This window comes from Lutispora sp. QWL-02 (genome assembly GCF_058315355.1).
In genome coordinates, this window is the sequence record NZ_CM177762.1 from 2,102,227 (window position 1) to 2,120,192 (window position 17,966).

A 17,966-nucleotide genomic window follows, 5' to 3' on the forward strand; every position below is an offset into this window, starting at 1 on the left:
GAGAGCAACGAGTAGCAAAGAGAGACCGTCAATACACTCTGAGTGGAGCAAAAAAGTTCATCTCCGAAAGAGATAAACTCCGCAAGAATGATGAAAAGATAGAAGTCTCTTCGTGTTACAATATTACATCGGAAAGGAGGAAGCAAAATGCAAGGTCAGACAACGCACATCGCTTCACATGCCCCAAAAGCCTTGATTTTGCGGGACGAGGGTATGGCAATCAGTATTATGGGCTTTTCAGCCGACACAGGCGATAAAGCAGATACAGACTATCGTGACGAATATAACCGACTTGGTTTTGCAGAAAGAGAATTGCTTGTAGCATGCGCGGTTATCCAGACGAAGCGATTTGTGCATCCTTCGAAACACAAGGAGGATGCACAAAATGATAAAGTCAAAGAATAGTTGGCAAAAGTGGACAATCCTTTTTCTAATCAGTCAATGCACTACATTGTTTGGCTCAACACTCGTCCAGATGGCAATCGTCTGGTATGTTACTCTGGAAACCTCGAGCGGCGCTTGGGTGGCCGCATTTTCTGTCTGCTCATATATGCCGCAGTTTTTGATTTCATTTGTTGGCGGTGTATGGGCTGACAGATACAACCGAAAAAAACTGATTATTCTCTCAGATGCAATGATAGCGGCGATTACACTCGTGATGTTTTGCACTATGCCGTTTATTTCCTCTGGGCCGTTGATGCTTAGCGCATTGCTTATTATGTCGGTTATTCGTTCACTCGGAGCAGGCATCCAGACGCCTTCGGTCAATGCGGTTATTCCGCAGATTGTTCCCGAAGAACATTTGATGCGTTACAACGGAATAAATGCAACGATGCAATCTATTGTGCAGTTTGCGGCCCCTGCCGCTGCAGGAGCTATTTTAACCATTGGGACGCTCCATTCAACACTTCTTGTCGATATACTGACTGCTGTGTTTGGCATAGGTATTTTATCCTGTGTGTTGATACCGAAGCAAGAAGCTCCTAAAGAGAAGCTATCTATTTTTGCAGATATGAAAATCGGAATTGGCTATGCCTTTTCAGATAAGTTATTAGCTAAACTTCTGATCATTTACGGCTTGTTTGTACTTTTATGCGTACCTGCTGGCTTTATGGCAGGACTATTGGTGAGCCGTGTTTATGGCGATACTTATTGGTATCTGACGGCCGTAGAACTTGTAGGCTTTGCAGGAATGGCTGTCGGCGGAATGTTAATGGGAACTTGGGGAGGTTTTAAGAGCCGTATAAAAACCCTTATGGTTGGTCTTTGCGGTTTTGGAGCAATGGCAATCGGTATGGGGATAGCCCGCAATTTTATCCTCTACCTTGTGATGATGGTATTATACGGCGTTGCTCTTACATTGATACAGACATCAACAACCACATTGATTCAAGAAAAGGCAGAAAGCTCAATGCAAGGGCGTGTCTTTGGATTGATGGGGTCGATGTATTCGGGATTTCTCCCTATCGGAATGATAATTTTCGGACCGATGGCAGATGCAATCCCGTTACAATGGATTATGGTCGGATCTGGTATAGCTCTTATCCTAATCGCAGCATTTATACGAGCGGATAAGACTGCAGACGGTAGGTACGACCGCTTTATCAATAATGTTTGATGATACAGACAAAATGGTCTATGGGTGTGTGAATAGGTAGTGGAATCACATAAATGAAAAAAAACAGGTTTATTCGGTTATGCGACTTGATTATAAAATAATATTTTAGGAGATTGACTTTATGAAAATTTTGAATGAAATCCGAAGACCAATAAATTTGCCACTATCAAAAAAACTTTTATATACGGCATCAATATTTGTCATGGGGGTTATATTAGGCGTAATTTCCAAGGCGCTTGATGAAACCGCCAGTAATTTATTACCGTATTTTCTTGAAGTGTTGGATTTAAGAAATTTTTTTTCCCGTATGGGAGTTTGGATTTTTCTTGCGGTGCTAATATCTGTGTATAGCAAATCACCTGTTAGGTCTGCCATAAATGTTTTTTTGTTTTTCGTAGGCATGGTAGGTAGTTATTATCTTTATACTATTAGGATAGCTGGTTTTTTTCCTAAATCATATATGATGATTTGGGTTATCATGACTGTTGTTTCGCCATTTTTGGCTTTCATATGTTGGTATGCAAAAGGAAAAGGAACAATTGCTATTTCCATTTCATCTTTAATATTTATGCTTGTTTCAAGACTGGCTTTCGGGTTTGGAGTTTGGTATTTTTACATTAAATATAAACTGGAATTGTTACTCTGGATAGCGATGATTTTTATTTTATACCAGTCTCCAAAGCAAATAATTAAGGTGGTTACCATAGGATTCATCCTTAGTTTTCTTATCGCTGAAACTAATTTATTCTGGAGAATGTTGTAGGTTCCTATCTACACATTCTATTAAATTAAGGAGGCAAAATAAATATTATACAAGAGAATTAGAAATATTGTGCACACATAGATTATTTATATATTATGTGCTAAAACTGATACGAATGAGGGTGGTAAGTTGTACAGAGATAGAAATTGGACGGTTTTGTTATAGGCAAGGGGTATTATTCCAGAAATGCATTAGTGGAGTACTGGCGCAAACTGTTGGAAAGGAGAGATATTAATTGATTCTTAATGAATTAAAGCTATATCAAAGAAGTGGTCACTTTATTTGGACAGATGAATATATTTCAAATAATATGCTAGATGCTCACCTTGACTTTGGTAATGATGCTGCAAGTAGAAATATTAAAACAATAGGAAAGACTATTGATTGGATAATAAAAAAGATTCCTAAAGGAGGAAAAGTTTTAGATCTTGGCTGTGGTCCCGGTCTGTATACTTCATTGTTAGCAAAAATGGGATATTTAGTTACCGGAATAGATATATCACAACGATCATTATCCTACGCCAGAAAGAAAGCAATAGAAGATAATCTTCAGATAGATTATCATTGTGCAGATTATATTAAAGATGATATTGGCATAGGATACGATGCTGTTTTATGTATCTATTGTGATTTTGGTGCACTAACATCTTTAGAACAGTCTATTTTTCTCAAAAAAATCAATTGTGCGCTATCGGATGAAGGTATTTTTATATTCGATGTCTTCAAAACTGGCTTATGTGAAAATATGCATGAAACTAGAAATTGGCATTATTCAGATGAAGGTGGATTCTGGTGTGATAAACCTCATTTTATATTAGAAGAAGTCAAGCATTTTATAGATCAAAAGGCTTGGGGGTCACGGACAATAATAATTCAAGAGGGGGAAAGCCCTAGGGAGTATATTACCTGGGATCATTACTATACAGAAGATAGTATTAAAGAGGTATTAAATAATAATGGGTTTATTTTACTATCAATTAATAATAAATTAGTAGCTGAAAACGAGTTTACAAGTAATGATGTCATGTTCATAGAAGCTAAAAAGAAGAAAGTGCTTAAGGAGTACTCCGCCTAAACACTGCCCTCACGCTGCAACTATATAGTTGATTAGGAGCTGTCTATTATAGAGTGTGCCGTCCATGGTGCTCTGGCTTCGCGGGCAGGAAACGTCATATAACACGAGGATTCCCCGCGAGGGTGCGGTTAGGAAAACTGTTGGGGTATTCCAGCCCTGGCGGGACAAACACGTCGGGAGTCCCGGGTGCGCAAGACGATGGCTGGGTCCTTTATTTGGTAGGGGGGCAAAGTATGCAGTATAGTTCAATGGTAATATACTTCATGAGTGGAACAGGAAATTCTTATCGAGCGGCTACATGGATGGAGGAAATAGCCAACAAAAAAGGCATAACCTCAAAGCTACATCAGATATCAAAATACTATAAAGAATCAGAGTTGGGAGATAAAGCCAAAAACTTGGTCGGGGTAGTTTTCCCAACACATGGCTTTACAGCGCCTTGGCAGGTAATTCGGTATGTTTTACACTTGCCACATGGAAATGGAAAACATGCTTTTGTAGTGGCGACTAGAGCTGGGAGCATAATTGCATCGATTCCTTTTCCAGGACTCGAAGGTACAGCAGGTTATCTTATTGCACTCATACTACTTTTAAAGGGTTACATTGTTCGTGGAATCATGGGCCTTGACATGCCATCAAACTGGATGTCTTTACACTGGGGTATAAATCTTGAAAACTCCAGATTTATTATTGGTAGAGCAAAGGTTAAGACAGATTCTTTTATGAAAAGGATTTTTGAAGGGAAAAAAACCTACAGGGGAATTATATTTTTGATTTTAGGTCTTATACTAAGTCCTGTTTCTCTAGGTTATTTAGTCATAGGTCGATTTTTCCTATCGAAATTGTTCTTCGCTTCAGGAAATTGTACGGGTTGTGGTTTTTGCGCTAGGAGTTGTCCAGTTCAGGCAATAAGAATGGTAGGGAGTAAGAAATTACGTCCTTATTGGACATTTGCATGTGAAAGCTGTATGAGATGTATGGGCTATTGTCCTAATAAGGCAGTTGAAGCAAGCCATTCATTTGCAATAGGTTTATATTTTGTGGCAACTCTGCCAGTTCCTTTCAATGTATTAAATGGATTAAGTAAAATAATACCAATTGAAAATTATTTTTTCTTCTTTCTGATACTGCTTAGTTATATTTACATGTTGATTTCATTTTTTGCAGCATACTTCATTCTTTCCTGGCTTATTAAAATTCCTTTAGTTAATAAATTTTTTACATACACAACTTTTACACACTTTTATCGTAGGTATCATGAGCCTGACACAACACTAATAAATATTGTGGAGGATAAAAAAAGCCTGTCAGAAAACGAATTGTGAGAGCATGCGGATGGAATCTGCAGTCTAGACGCTCGTAGAAAAATGTAATATCGGTTAACATGTTAGAATTTATAAAGATTTTTTGAGGGATGTGTTTATGAAGCATTTAAATGGATAGCTCTTATTATAATTGACACAGTTATAGCGGTCTTTTATGCCTTGAAAGAATTATATTCTCAACAGGCTTTCCGTTGATATTCAGGAACAGTAACAATATTCTTAATTTCATAAATGCCGGATTGCTCTTGTGTAACAATGCAAATCGCTTATAGTACATCCCCCCTATCTTTTATATTATAGCTAAGACACGTTTCATTTCCAAGTCAATTTTTATGTATGATATGATTTATTTCAATCAATATTATGATGTGTGTACTCGGGTTTTTGACAGTCACTTTTATGCTATGAATGGCCCTGTAACTTTTTCGGGCTTAACCCCAAATATCTTGGCGAGAAGCTGCTGCCTTTTGTGAAAAAAGGTGGCTAGCCCGATACCTAAAGGGACGGGCTTGAGTTTTAGGCCTTTGGCTGATTTTTCAGGACTCTTAATATAGGGACCAGAGTAGAAAAACTGGTTTTCTGTCTTATGGACCAATTAAATGGGTCAATTCACCGGCATATATTAGAGATAATCTGTGCATTGCCCTTGTGCAAGCAATATAAAGAAGGCTTCGGTCGTATTCGCTGAAGTAAGTACGGTCATTAGCCGCAGGAATGATGACCTCATCAAATTCAAGGCCTTTTGACATTTGGACTGAGGTAATTGTTATGCCGTTCTTGAAGTTCAAGCTTTCCGGTGAAATTAAGTGAACCTCGTAGTTTTTAGACAGCGAATCATAAAGGGCTTTAGCTTCGCCGTTCGTTTTCAGGATTATTCCAAGGGTCACATTCTCGCTATTCTGAAATGAGTCCATATTCTCCATTATCTGCGCCAGCTCTTCCTGCTCATTACTGCAACATATGAGGCTGGGATCATCTCCATGACGCTCGACCGCTTCAAGGGCTGCAATATTTTTAATCCGTTTGGCGAATGTAATAATCTCATAGGTTGAGCGGTAGCTCTTGTTAAGCTCAATAAATTCCGAGCCTTCATATAGCACACGCAGGTCTCCCAGCGTGTGCAAATGATTTGGATTAATAAACTGTCCAAAGTCACCGAGAATTGTTTTATGACATTGAAATAGGATATTTATCACCGCATATTGAACCGGTGTGTAGTCCTGCATTTCGTCGATAACCAGATGGCGAATAGCCCGGCTCTCCTGCAAGCCCTCAAAAGCGGCGTAAAAATAGATAAATGGGTATATATCAGACCATTCGAGGATTTCTTTTGCGGGCATCACAAATTTATCGGTTATATTCATCTGCTTATAAAAGTCTTTATAGAGCGCTAGAGTATTCTTAACCTTCAACATCGTGGTCAGGCTTTTTAAGATAGCCCTGGGCTTTGGCAAAGGTTCCTCCATGAAGTTGTCGGTTTCAAAACGGTTATGAATATCCTCCGCGATTATTTGAAGCCGCCGTTTAACCGGATATTTATGATAAGCGGCAAAACGGCTTTGTATCCATTCGCTTTCGGCAGAGAATCTGCCGAAAGTGTAATCTGATGGATTAAAGACAGCTTCAGGCATCCGGGATAAATACTCGTCCATAAGCTTTACAAAATCCAGCGTGGATTTGAACCGTACTCGTTCTGTCCATTTGGGGTCGCTTGCTTCAAAAGGATCCTTGTCCTGCTCAAAACGGATGACGCCATCAAGCTGTATCCTGGCAATATCTTCAAAGCTCATCTCATAAATAGGTTCCTCGCCGAGTTCCGGCAGTACGTTGGAAATATAATCTCCAAACACCTTGTTTGGGGACAGAATTGCTACGTTTTTTGCCGATAACCTGTCTTTGAAGCGGTATAGTAAGTAAGCAATCCGATGCAGTGCGATGGATGTCTTTCCTGAACCAGCAACTCCCTGAATAACAAGGGTTCCCGCCTTTTCGTTTCGGATGATCAAGTTTTGCTCCTTTTGAATGGTAGCGATGATGGATTTCATCTTTTCGTCAGAAGTATGGCTCAATTCGCGCTGCAAAATATCATCCCGGATATTAACCGAGCTCTCCAGCGCGTATTCCATATTGCCATTCTTGATTTTAAATTGCCGCTTACGTGTCAGCTTGCCGCTGATTCTTCCAATAGGGGCATCGTATCCCGCCGGGCCAACTTCGCAATCATAAAACATGCTTGCGACCGGGGAGCGCCAATCCGAAATCAAAAGCTCGTTATCATGGCTGAAAGCAAACCTGCCAATGTAAAAGGCGGCAGGTGTCTCCTGGGATGCTTCTTGAAAGTCAATCCGGGCAAAGTAAGGTGAATCAAGGAGCTTCAAAAGTTTATCTCGAATCTTTACCGCAAAGGCTCCGCGGTTGTCAATTTGCTTTAATGCAAGCTCACTTTGGAACATCTCGTGTGGATCGATTTCACCTCGATACTGCACCATGTAATGCTTAGAAGCCATATATTCTTTGTCAATTTGCTCGACTGAAGCATTCGCCTGCTTTATGGCATCATCCAATTTGAACCTGGTATCCTCAAGATGCGCGATTTCATCGGGAAAAGCTGAAGTATCATTTGGTGGTTGCTTTTTACTTTCATTTATACGGACAGACGTACGCAATGCGCCCTTGTCTAGCTGCTGTGCATTAGTCATTTGAATCCTCCCTGGGTAAAATCATTTTTTGCGTCGGATATCCGAATTCTGTTAAAAGCTCCGCCTCGGCGAAGCCCAGCTCCTTAAGAGCCTTTCGATATCCTGTATCTGCTTTGTCGCCCTCTCGGAATGTGGTTATGCTGATTTCCTTATTCTCCAGCAGCTCGGTGAGCGCCACATTCAAGAGATCTTGAGAAATACCCTGGTTCCTGTAAAGCGGATGTACCGCTAAAAAATCGATGCTGCCTGTTTCGTAGTTGATCATCATACCTCCAATAGAAATGCTATTATCGGTCATAAGAATTGCGCCTTTGTTTGCGATATAGCGTTTTAGAGTCGTTAAATGCTCATCCTCTTCCAGATAGGGGAACCCGTCAATAACAAGGAGCACTAAATCCATCCATAACGGAATATCCTCTTCTTTGGCAAAGCGGATTTTCCTCACAGAGCTTTTTCGCGTGCTCTCAAGCGATTCGTGTTGGTCCTTGAAGTTGTATTCAAGATGCAATGGATAAAACACCTCATTTCTTCGATATTGGTTAGGAGACTGCTTATACATAACCTTGAATACATTACTGAAAGCTTGCTGACTGTCGTAGCCGGCTAAAATTGCTATATCAATAATGGGTTTGTCTGAAAAAACCAGCAGTTTCGCAGCTTCAGTCAGCTGCCTGCGCTGCGTATAGTCATGTATAGAAAGCCCTACCGTATCGGTGAAAATGCGGTGGAGGTGGTATTTCGAATAGTGTACTGCCTCGGCAACAATATCCAGGTTGATCTTTTCGCTTGTCAAATGTGCTTCAATATATTGGATAGCGGCTATCACTATTTCAAGATTTTTCATAGTGTCTCCTTTCCGTTATAATCGTTTTCTGATTATAACAATACGAAATTGCTAACCTTTAATTAAAATTGCGCATGTTAGTATATACATTTATTACTCAATAATATAGAAATTGCAAGTGATTTCTAATAAGTAAATAACATATAGGTGAGGCGATTATGTAACACCTGGCAAGCAGGTATATAAGGAGCCAATCATAGGTTTAAGTGAACTTCATCCATCAAAATTAATTGCCATGAACCGCTAAATAATTTCCTTATATTACACATGCACGATAAAATGACCGAGCTAATTATATCAAAATTAAGGATGCTATTTTTAATTTTAATTGCGATTTAATTGAAACATGCGGTAACCCGCTTGATGACGATTTCACAGTATACTTTGCTGCCGGGGACTGCAGGCTGCACAGTAATAACCGTTTACCTGCTTTACGGCGCTTGAGCAAGAAAATAAAACAAAAGCAATATTTATTAAATCTATACAATCATATATTGTTATAATTTTGCAAGGAAGATCCATAAGAGAGTAAGGGCAAACTTGCCGAAAGACAAGGACGCAAAGCCAAGGGTCTAAAATGCGAGCGCATTACGATAGCCTGGCTGCCGTAAAGGATTACTTGCTAAGCCTGCCCTTTTGCGGCAGGTTTTTTCATATGACAGGTCAACATCAGGCGACACCCGCCAAATAAAAAAAACGTGAGTTTGGCGGGTCTGTCTACATGCCTAAATGACCAGAAACGAAACCCTCCGACTTGCGGGATTGGAGGGCGTTTTTATGCTTTCGCAGTATGTCGTAAGAAACGAACGGCCGCTGCCGATCAGCGGCCTGGCGTGATGAAGCGGACATCATTGAATGCGTTGTTTTAATCGGTAAACGGTTAAAAAAAGCCTGTACTGTTTATTAGGGCAGTACGGTCATCAACACGAACCATCAGAGCATATCAAAAATGAAATAAATACTAAGAGTGTACAAATAGACAGTTGTGTCTGTAAGTACGCTCTTTTTTTGTTGCACAGAATTGCCCTAAGATGCCGCTCTCCTCCGTTTGTTCTTCATTTCCGGATTTTCAAATTCACGAAATGGAGGACAAGCTCATGGAGCAGAAAAAATATACATTGGTAGTCAACAAAAAACGCATCCCTGTGACCAAAGAAGTCTATAAGGCTTATTACCAGCACAGGGAGCATGAGATTTATGAGGGTGAACTTTACTCAAACAATACCATCTCTCTGGAGGAAGCTGAGGAAAAAGGTATTTCACTGGAATACATAATAGCCTCAAGACAGAATTCTGTGGAGGATGAAATTACTCAGCGGGATATGCTTGAAAGGCTCCGGCAATGCCTGCTTCTGCTAAACGAAGCTGAACGCCAGCTGATTATAGCGCTGTTTTACCTCGAAAAAAGCGAGCATCAATTGGCTGCGGAGACTGGCATTCCGCGCATGACTATACACAATCGTAAAAAACGAATACTGAGTCAGCTCAAAAAAATTTTAGAAAAATAAAAAGTTTTTTGGTCCAGCCCCTCACTTTTTTCCTTAAAGAAGTGAGGGGATTTTTTTATTCCCCTGTTGCTCTTTGAAAATTTCATATCCGACAGCATAAATACATGAGCTGTCCAGCCGTGTGAAAAGCGGCAGCGACATTGACGGGCGCGCGGAGACTGCCTGCGGATTGTAAGACATCCGTCGAACCGATGGCATCGAAGGTGACGAGCGGGAACGCCCGGTCATAAAACAGTCTTTGGTGGACTGTTTCGCAATGAAATGGGCAGTGATAATGCTACTTCCGTCCAGCCACAGACTCAAGCAATGGGGGCGGCTCGCAGAGATCCTGGGAGAGGTAAGATTCCTATGAGGCTTATTGACCACAAGCCGTTTATGCTGTCGCCCTGAGAGCCGTAAGGCTCTTTTCGCTTCGGGAAGTAGTGTCGAATAGAAGCGTCAATTCGCAATGAAGAACAAGCAGATCATTTTTTGATCTTGGAAACTATGCGGCAGGGCGGGCTTTTTCCGTCCTGTCGTATCCTTCTGAGATTAAAACAAAAATATCAAGGAGGAAATAGATATGCAAAAGGAAGTATTACCAGAACTGCTAAAAAAGGATCTCGTCGTCGGATATGTGTACGGGCTTGATGGTGAGAGGCAGGAATACTACTTTGAGAAGTCTCCGTCCAACATCGCCAGCTTTATCATGCTGAAAAAGGAGCATGCGGACAAAATTGTCCTGACGGATACGATGGATAGGCTGATATTGAATACCTTTGGCGAATTTATCAACCGCTGCCATGATCAGAAGCTTCTTCGGGAAATCACAAAAGAGCTGGTACCCATGCAGATGGGCGATAAGAAGCCTGATGATATAGCGATTGTCAGCATGGAGGAAGCCCAAGCCTTCTGGAATCATCAGGAGCAGAAGAAAGCCTGGGTTTACTGCCGTATTGATGCACCGGAGGATGCCCACGGAGCCTTAAAAGGACAGAAAAAGGAGCTTATGGATTATGCCGAGCAAATGGGCTTTGAAGTTGTTGGGTGCTCCGAGGATCTCGGCAGCGGTATGGAGTTTGACCGCGCCGGTCTCGCCGAGGTTACGAAGGCCGCCGGAGAAGGCAAAATGGATGTTTTACTGGTTAAGAAGCTTGACCGTTTAGGACGGGATACCGCCAAGACTCTGGAATTCATCCGAGGCTTGGAACAGCTGGGCGTCGGGCTTTATTCACCGCTGGAGGGCGAAATTCAGCTGGAGCAAAGCCCTTACCTTTCCATGCAGTAAGGGAGGGTGCGCGATGTCAAAGGATCAGTCAGCCAATGAGGTGAAATACAAGGTGGCGTTAAAGCTGTTGGATATAATGCTCCGTAACGGCCTTATCTCCCCCACTGAGTACAAGAAAATAGACGAATTGAACAGAGAAACCTTCACGCCCGAACTTTCTAAGGTATATGCGTAAAAACACCTGGATATATGATTTTTTCTGTGGTATTGTGTGTTGCTAACAGGAGGCCAAATACACGAGAAAGGAGAAATACCATGGCAAAGAAAATAGTAAGAATCGATCCTGTTAAGCAACAGATTGCAAAACAGCTGCAGCCCCAGAAGCGGGTTTGCGCCTACTGTCGGGTAAGCACCGACTCCCGTGAACAGCAGAATTCTTTTTCTGTACAACTGGCATATTATAAAAGCCTGATTGAAAATCACGAGGAGTGGCAGTTCGCAGGTATTTATGCCGACGAAGCCCGAAGCGGGACGAAGCTCCAAAAAAGAGATGACTTCCTGCGGATGATGAAGGACTGCGAAGATGGCAAAATCGATATGATCATCACGAAATCCGTGACCCGCTTCGCAAGAAACACAGTAGACAGCATTCAGGCAATCCGGAGATTAAAGGAGCTTGGCGTCGCTGTTTTTTTCGAGAAGGAAAGCATCAACAGCCTGTCGGAGAAAAGCGAACAGATGCTGACCATCTTAAGCTCTCTGGCACAGGGAGAAGCGGAAAGCGTCTCCACCAACAACAAATGGGCGGCAGTAAAGCGCTTTCAGGATGGAACCTTCATCCTCGGCACTCCCGCATACGGCTATACCAAGGATGAAACCGGAGAACTGGTCATACAGGAGGAAGAAGCCGAAGTGGTTCGCCGCATCTTCCGTGAATACCTGAACGGCAAAGGTACATATGCCATCGCCAAGGATTTATCAGAGGAAGGACTCCCCACGATACGCTCGGCTGAGAAATGGAATGACGGTGTGATAAAGGAAATGCTCCTAAATCCCATTTATACTGGCAGGCTGCTTCATCAGAAAACCATAACCACAGAAGTGCTGCCCTTTAAGAGGCAGAGAAACAAAGGCCAGCTTCCCCAATATCTGATTGAGGACAACCATGAAGCCATTATCTCATACGAACAGGCGGAGGCAGTAAAAGAAATCTTTGAATACCGCAGAAAACAGATGGGGGTGGACGATTTGGAGAAATACCAAAGCCGGTATGCCTTCAGTAGTAAAATCCTCTGCGGTGAATGCGGCAGTCTGTTCCGGAGGCAGAAAATTTACATCGGCAAGCCATATGAGAAAATCCAATGGTGCTGCCGTCAGCACATTTTCGACAGCACCAAATGCAACCAAAAGGCAGTCCGAGAGGATGACGTTCAATGGACTTTCACTTTGATGTGGAACAAGCTCGTAAGTAATTATACCGAAATCCTCACTCCCCTTCTGGAGCTGCTCAAAAAGCTTCGGATAGACGAACAGCAGGAACAGGAAATCGGGGAATGCAGTAACCGGATTATGGAGCTGACAGAGCAGGGTCATATACTCAGCAGACTGGTATCGAAGGGGTATATCGACCATGCAGTTTTTATAGAGCGGCAAAACACCCTGGCTATAGAGCTTGCCGCCGCAAAAAAGAAACGAAGCCAGTTGCTGGACAATAACGGCTTCGACCGAGAGATAGCCGGAACAGAACAGCTAATGGAGCTAATCAGAAACAATCCTCACGTTATTGAAGAATACCGTGAGGATTTATTTTTACAGGCGATAGACAAAGTCATCGTACAGAAAAACGGACAAATCACATTCCGGCTCATAAACCTGCTGGAGCTATCCGAACCCTGCAGGAAGGAGGAAATAAAAGATGATGCAAAGGCATATGCCCATCGGATATAAGCTGGTGGATGGCAAAATACAGCTTGACGAGGCAAAAGCGGATATTGTGAAAAGGATATTTTCAGACTACCAGTCCGGCACCTCCACCTTTGTCCTCGCAAAGCAACTAACCCAAATGGGCTTCCCGAATGCCAACAACAAAGCCTCCTGGAATCATGGCTCCATCGGTAAGATACTGGAGAATGTCAAATACCTTGGAGATGAATTCTACCCAGGGATGATTGACGCAGAGGTATTCGAGCAGGTGCAGAAACGCCGTCAGGAGCGCTGTGAACAGTTGGGGCGAAGCCTTCAGCCCAACAGCGCTAAACATCAGCACCCATTCACCGGCAGGCTCCGGTGCGGAGAATGCGGTGAGGTATACCGCAAATACATCGAGCATTGCGGCAAGGCGTCGGAGAAGTCCTTCTGGAAATGCAAACGGTATATTTACAAGAACCGAGTATGCTGTAAATGTGCCTTCCTGACAGACGAGCAAATCGAAAAAGCCGTCCTTGAAGCAGCCAACCGAATTCTGGCGCGACTGCAAATCCTCGACCGGAGGCCCCCGAAAGAGCCAATCCCCAATAACCACGAGTTTCAAAAGTTGGATCAGAGAATTAAAGAGCTGGAAGCAGAAGGACGGTATTCGTCCAAAGAACTTCCGACTCTTATTTTTAACAGGGCAAAAGCCCTATATAAAACGGCGAGGATCGATGACGCCGACCATAACGCGGAGAAAATGAAACAGGCATTCACAAACCGGGAGCCTCTCACGGAATTTGATGAGGAACTGTTTCTGGCGGTGGTCAGGCAAATCACGGTCCATACCGACCATAGGCTGGCGTTTGAATTTATAAACGGCCTGACCATGGAAGCCGGATACTAAACCAAGGAAGGAGAAAGCACAATGCAGACAGCGACAGCTAAAAAGAAAAGCATATCCATGATACCCTCCAAGCCGGAGTATGACAGGAGTATAAAGCCTCAGTTTAAAGCCCTGCGAGTGGCGGCATACTGCCGAGTCAGCACCACGCTGGAGCAGCAGGAAACCAGCTACGAAGCCCAGGTTTCCTACTACACCGAAAAAATCAAAAGCAATCCCAACTGGAAGCTTGCCGGAATCTATGCGGATGACGGCAAAAGCGCTACCAACACCAAAAAAAGGGATGACTTCAACGCCATGATTGAGGACTGCATGGCCGGAAAAATCGACATGGTCATTACCAAGTCGGTCAGCCGATTCGCCAGAAACACGGTGGACAGCCTCCAGAATATCCGAAAGCTTAAGGAAAAGAATGTCGCCGTCTTCTTCGAGAAGGAGGGCGTGAATACGCTGGAGGGTACCGGCGAGCTTTTAATAACCATCCTGAGCAGTCAGGCGCAGGAAGAAAGCCGGAACCTCAGCGAAAACACCCGGTGGGGTCTTGTCAGACGGTTTGAGAACGGTATCGTCTCGGTCAACCACAATAAGTTTTTAGGCTATACCAAGGATAAGAACGGTGAGCTGATTATCGTGCCGGAGGAAGCGGAGCTGGTCAGACGGATTTTCCGGCTTTACCTCGAAGGGAGCAGTGTTATACAGATTGCCAAGCTATTAGAGGCGGAAGGCATTACCACTGTTACCGGCGGGACTAAGTGGTGGGACAGTACCATCAACAAGATGCTAAGCAATGAAAAATACATGGGCGACGTTCTTCAGCAGAAAACTTATACCATCGACTTCCTTACCAAAAAGCGAGTTAAGAACGATGGTATCGTCCCCCAGTATTACATAGAGGATGACCACGAAGCCATTATCCCCAAGGAGCTTTTTTATCAGGTACAGGAAGAAAAAGCGAGGAGGGCAAGCCTGAGTAAGACGGCGGCAGCCCGCAGGGCAAAGCAGGAACAGGAAAAGAAAAAAAGCAAGTACAGCTCCAAATTTGCTTTATCAGACATTATGGTATGCAAGGAATGCGGTCAACCCTACCGCAGACAGGTATGGTCGAAATACGGACAGAAAAGCGCGGTGTGGCGGTGCGAGAACCGTCTGAAGAACGGGACAAAGAACTGCAAGCACTCCCCTACGTTTAAAGAAAATGTCCTACATGAAGCCATAATGACCGCCATCAACAGCGTCGTGGAAAATCGTGGCGAGTTTGTCGGTGCCTTCAGAGAGAATGTCATTAGGGTCATCGGCAGCTACTCCACCAGGAACATCTCCACCGAATATGACGGGCAGATAGAAAAGCTGCAGGGTGAGATGCTGGCTTTGATAGAGGAAAACGCCAAGCAAGGTGTTGTCACGGAGGATTTCGACGAGCGGTACAAAGGGATCTCCGAGCAGATAAACGATCTGAAACAAAAAAAGCTGGAGCGGGTGCGGGAGCAGAAAATGGCTGAAAATTTTCAGCAGAGGCTCGACGCTATGGACGCCTGCATCAAGAAAACCACCTGTGAGGTCAGGGATTTTGACAACGACCTGGTCAGGAGGCTCCTGCAGAGCATCAAGGCCGTCAAGGATGATCTGATAGAGATCCAATTCAATTCCGGAATCGTGATGAATCAGCGAGTTTCATACTTTGATTAACACATGGCAGGGACAGCTTGAAAGTTGTTCCTGCCTTAAGATAGCAACTGTTAAGACTAAAATCCTCAGAGGGCTGAGGATTTTAGTCTTGGCAGTTTTTATTTATCACTTACTAACGATTAATGAGATGGAGAACAAGAGTTCTATTAAGCTATATGTGTATTTTTCTATGCTTTCGCTGAATTGAATATTGTAATCGCGGAATTATTACGATATAATTTATGGAAAGATAAGCCTGACAGCGAGGTGATTGTTTTGTCTGTGAGCTACAAAAAACTATGGAAGCTCTTAATTGATCGCGAAATGAAAAAGAAAGACCTCTGTTATAAAGCTGGCATAAGTCATGCGTCAATGGCCAAACTTGGGAAGAACGAAAATGTGACAACGGATGTACTTGTTCGGATTTGTTCTGCTTTGAGTTGTGACATTAGTGATATTATGGAGATCATAAACGATTCAAATACGTCTGATAAATAATAACTGCAAAAGAAAGGGGGCTGTATACAGTGCCAAATTCAATACGCAACAAAGCTGAACAGCACCAATCGAGCATTCTGGCACGTCCTTTACTTAAATGGGCGGGCGGCAAAACACAAATGCTCAATGATATTTTACCTAAAATACCGACTTCGTATGGTCGATATATAGAGCCGTTTTTTGGCGGAGGAGCGCTATTCTTTGCACTTAATCCTTCCAATAGTATTATCGCAGATAGCAATCCTGAATTAATCAATATGTACAGGCAAGTGGCAGAGCATGTTGAAGATGTTATTACATACCTTCAAACTTACAGTAATACAGAAGAAATGTTTTATGCCGTCAGATCACTTGAATGGCATGAACTTTCACCATCAGAAGCCGCAGCTAGGACAATTTTTCTTAATAAAACATGCTTTAATGGTTTATACAGAGTAAATAAAAAGGGGCAGTTTAATGCGCCTTTCGGACGATATAAGAACCCAAAAATTTGTGATGCTGAAGCTTTATATGCGGCATCTGCTGTTCTGCAAAGAGCTACAATTGTGTGCGCGGATTATCTTCAGATTTTAAAAGATTATGCACAGCCGGGCGACTTTGTGTTTCTTGACCCGCCGTATCTTCCTGTATCAGAGTACTCGGATTTCAAACGATACACAAAGGAGCAATTCTATGAGGAAGATCACGTAGAACTTGCAAATGAGGTACAGCGGCTTCATGAGTTGGGCTGCTATGTAATTCTTACAAATTCCAACCACCCATTAGTGCATGAGCTTTATAGTACCTTTAATATTGATGTTGTGCAAACCAAGCGCTATATCTCATGCAATGGCAACAGTCGTAAAGGTGAAGATGTTATCATTACAATTCCTCCGAAAAGGAGTATTGCTTTATCAATTGTGCCTGCACCTTTACCTGCACAGGTTGATAAATATCCGTCTACTCGCTATATGGGTTCTAAGAGTAAATTACTATTACAGATATGGGATATTGCCTCCCAATTCAAATTTGATAGCGTTGTTGACCTATTTGCGGGATCTGGTATTGTGGGATATATGTTTAAAGCTCAAGGCAAAACAGTTATTAGCAATGATTACATGGCTATGTCTGCAACCTATGCAAAAGCCATGATTGAGAACAATTCGGTTATCCTTCCACGGAATGAAGCGCAAAAACTTCTGATAGAATCACAAGCGTCTGATCATTTCGTTTACACTACTTTTGCCGGATTATATTTTTCTGATCATGATAACGAAGTTATTGACACGTTACGTGCAAATATAGCAGCTATCCGAGACCCCTATAAACGCGCAATAGGTATGTCTGCATTAATCCGCGCGTGTATTAAGAAGCGCGCTCGAGGCATTTTTACTTACACTGGGGAACGCTATGACGATGGAAGAAAAGATCTTAAAAAATCGTTTGAAGAGCAGTTCATGGATGCGGTAACTGCTGTAAATAGTTCTGTTTTTAATAATGGGAAAGCTAACAAAGCAAAAAACAGTGATGCCATGCAGTTACGAATTGAAATGCCGGATATGGTATACATTGATCCTCCATATTATTCCCCATATTCCGATAATGAGTATGTACGCCGTTACCATTTTGTTGAGGGCCTCGCTCGCAATTGGGAAGGCGTTGAGATACAGCAGCATACGCAAACAAAAAAGTTTAAGTCTTATCCTACACCCTTCTCCACGAGAAAAGGTGCCGCAGATGCTTTTGATCTACTTTTCAAAAAGTATGCAAGTAGTATAATCATTGTTTCCTATTCGTCAAACAGTTTGCCAACACTTGATGAGATGGTTTCCATTCTCTCAAAGCACAAGGGACACGTTGAAGTTATTCCAGTGGACTACCGGTACTCTTTCGGTAATCAGGGTAACAAAGTAGGAAACAACAAAAACCAAGTCCAAGAATACCTTTTTGTAGGATATTAAGGAGGCGTAGAT

15 protein-coding genes and 1 riboswitch are annotated in these 17,966 nt (G+C 42.7%); of the genes, 13 read left to right on the forward strand and 2 right to left on the reverse strand.

The window, feature by feature from the left end; translation table 11 throughout:
- Positions 1 to 147 precede the first annotated feature (147 nt).
- The 5 genes from AC4HCY_RS09765 to AC4HCY_RS09785 all read left to right on the forward strand — a co-directional run bounded on the left by AC4HCY_RS09765 (position 148) and on the right by AC4HCY_RS09785 (position 4,781).
- The gene (locus AC4HCY_RS09765) at positions 148 to 405 is read left to right on the forward strand and encodes a hypothetical protein (protein WP_491095957.1); all 258 of its coding nucleotides are present in this window, start codon (positions 148 to 150) and stop codon (positions 403 to 405) included.
- Complete coding sequence (locus AC4HCY_RS09770) at positions 386 to 1,618, forward strand: MFS transporter (protein WP_491095958.1); 1,233 nt, start codon at positions 386 to 388, stop codon at positions 1,616 to 1,618. Before AC4HCY_RS09765 ends, AC4HCY_RS09770 begins: the two co-directional genes overlap by 20 nt.
- A 121-nt stretch (positions 1,619 to 1,739) precedes the next feature.
- A complete protein-coding gene (locus AC4HCY_RS09775; RefSeq protein WP_491095959.1) occupies positions 1,740 to 2,381 on the forward strand; it encodes a hypothetical protein in 642 nt (213 codons plus the stop codon).
- A 235-nt stretch (positions 2,382 to 2,616) separates the two neighbouring features.
- Positions 2,617 to 3,456 carry a class I SAM-dependent methyltransferase gene (locus tag AC4HCY_RS09780; protein WP_491095960.1) on the forward strand — a complete coding sequence of 280 codons (840 nt, stop codon included), beginning with the start codon at positions 2,617 to 2,619 and terminating at the stop codon, positions 3,454 to 3,456.
- Between the two features lie 233 nt (positions 3,457 to 3,689).
- Positions 3,690 to 4,781 (forward strand): EFR1 family ferrodoxin, encoded by a 1,092-nt coding sequence (locus tag AC4HCY_RS09785; RefSeq protein ID WP_491095961.1) that lies wholly within the window; start codon positions 3,690 to 3,692, stop codon positions 4,779 to 4,781.
- Positions 4,782 to 5,365: 584 nt separating this feature from the next.
- Here the strand turns inward: AC4HCY_RS09785 and AC4HCY_RS09790 are convergent.
- Positions 5,366 to 7,480: a HelD family protein gene (locus AC4HCY_RS09790; RefSeq protein WP_491095962.1), complete on the reverse strand. Its 2,115-nt coding sequence runs from the start codon at positions 7,478 to 7,480 to the stop codon at positions 5,366 to 5,368.
- Positions 7,473 to 8,324: a GNAT family N-acetyltransferase gene (locus tag AC4HCY_RS09795; RefSeq protein ID WP_255227609.1), complete on the reverse strand. Its 852-nt coding sequence runs from the start codon at positions 8,322 to 8,324 to the stop codon at positions 7,473 to 7,475. Before AC4HCY_RS09795 ends, AC4HCY_RS09790 begins: the two co-directional genes overlap by 8 nt.
- A 523-nt stretch (positions 8,325 to 8,847) precedes the next feature.
- Positions 8,848 to 8,934: riboswitch (cyclic di-GMP riboswitch) on the forward strand.
- A gap of 487 nt (positions 8,935 to 9,421) precedes the next feature.
- Here AC4HCY_RS09795 and AC4HCY_RS09800 point away from each other — a divergent pair.
- The 8 genes from AC4HCY_RS09800 (at position 9,422) to AC4HCY_RS09835 (ending at position 17,954) form a co-directional block, all read left to right on the forward strand.
- Positions 9,422 to 9,832: a sigma factor-like helix-turn-helix DNA-binding protein gene (locus tag AC4HCY_RS09800; RefSeq protein WP_255227608.1), complete on the forward strand. Its 411-nt coding sequence runs from the start codon at positions 9,422 to 9,424 to the stop codon at positions 9,830 to 9,832.
- Positions 9,833 to 10,394: 562 nt separating this feature from the next.
- Complete coding sequence (locus AC4HCY_RS09805) at positions 10,395 to 11,099, forward strand: recombinase family protein (protein WP_491095963.1); 705 nt, start codon at positions 10,395 to 10,397, stop codon at positions 11,097 to 11,099.
- Positions 11,100 to 11,112: 13 nt separating this feature from the next.
- The gene (locus AC4HCY_RS09810; protein ID WP_491095964.1) at positions 11,113 to 11,274 is read left to right on the forward strand and encodes an SHOCT domain-containing protein; all 162 of its coding nucleotides are present in this window, start codon (positions 11,113 to 11,115) and stop codon (positions 11,272 to 11,274) included.
- Between the two features lie 80 nt (positions 11,275 to 11,354).
- Complete coding sequence (locus AC4HCY_RS09815) at positions 11,355 to 12,986, forward strand: recombinase family protein (protein WP_491095965.1); 1,632 nt, start codon at positions 11,355 to 11,357, stop codon at positions 12,984 to 12,986.
- Entirely contained in the window at positions 12,955 to 13,854 is a 900-nt protein-coding gene (locus tag AC4HCY_RS09820) for a recombinase family protein (RefSeq protein ID WP_491095966.1), read from the forward strand. Before AC4HCY_RS09815 ends, AC4HCY_RS09820 begins: the two co-directional genes overlap by 32 nt.
- A gap of 21 nt (positions 13,855 to 13,875) precedes the next feature.
- Positions 13,876 to 15,537 carry a recombinase family protein gene (locus tag AC4HCY_RS09825; RefSeq protein WP_491095967.1) on the forward strand — a complete coding sequence of 554 codons (1,662 nt, stop codon included), beginning with the start codon at positions 13,876 to 13,878 and terminating at the stop codon, positions 15,535 to 15,537.
- 255 nt (positions 15,538 to 15,792) lie between these two features.
- Complete coding sequence (locus tag AC4HCY_RS09830; RefSeq protein ID WP_491095968.1) at positions 15,793 to 16,014, forward strand: helix-turn-helix domain-containing protein; 222 nt, start codon at positions 15,793 to 15,795, stop codon at positions 16,012 to 16,014.
- A gap of 29 nt (positions 16,015 to 16,043) precedes the next feature.
- Positions 16,044 to 17,954: a Dam family site-specific DNA-(adenine-N6)-methyltransferase gene (locus AC4HCY_RS09835; protein WP_491095969.1), complete on the forward strand. Its 1,911-nt coding sequence runs from the start codon at positions 16,044 to 16,046 to the stop codon at positions 17,952 to 17,954.
- Positions 17,955 to 17,966 lie beyond the last annotated feature (12 nt).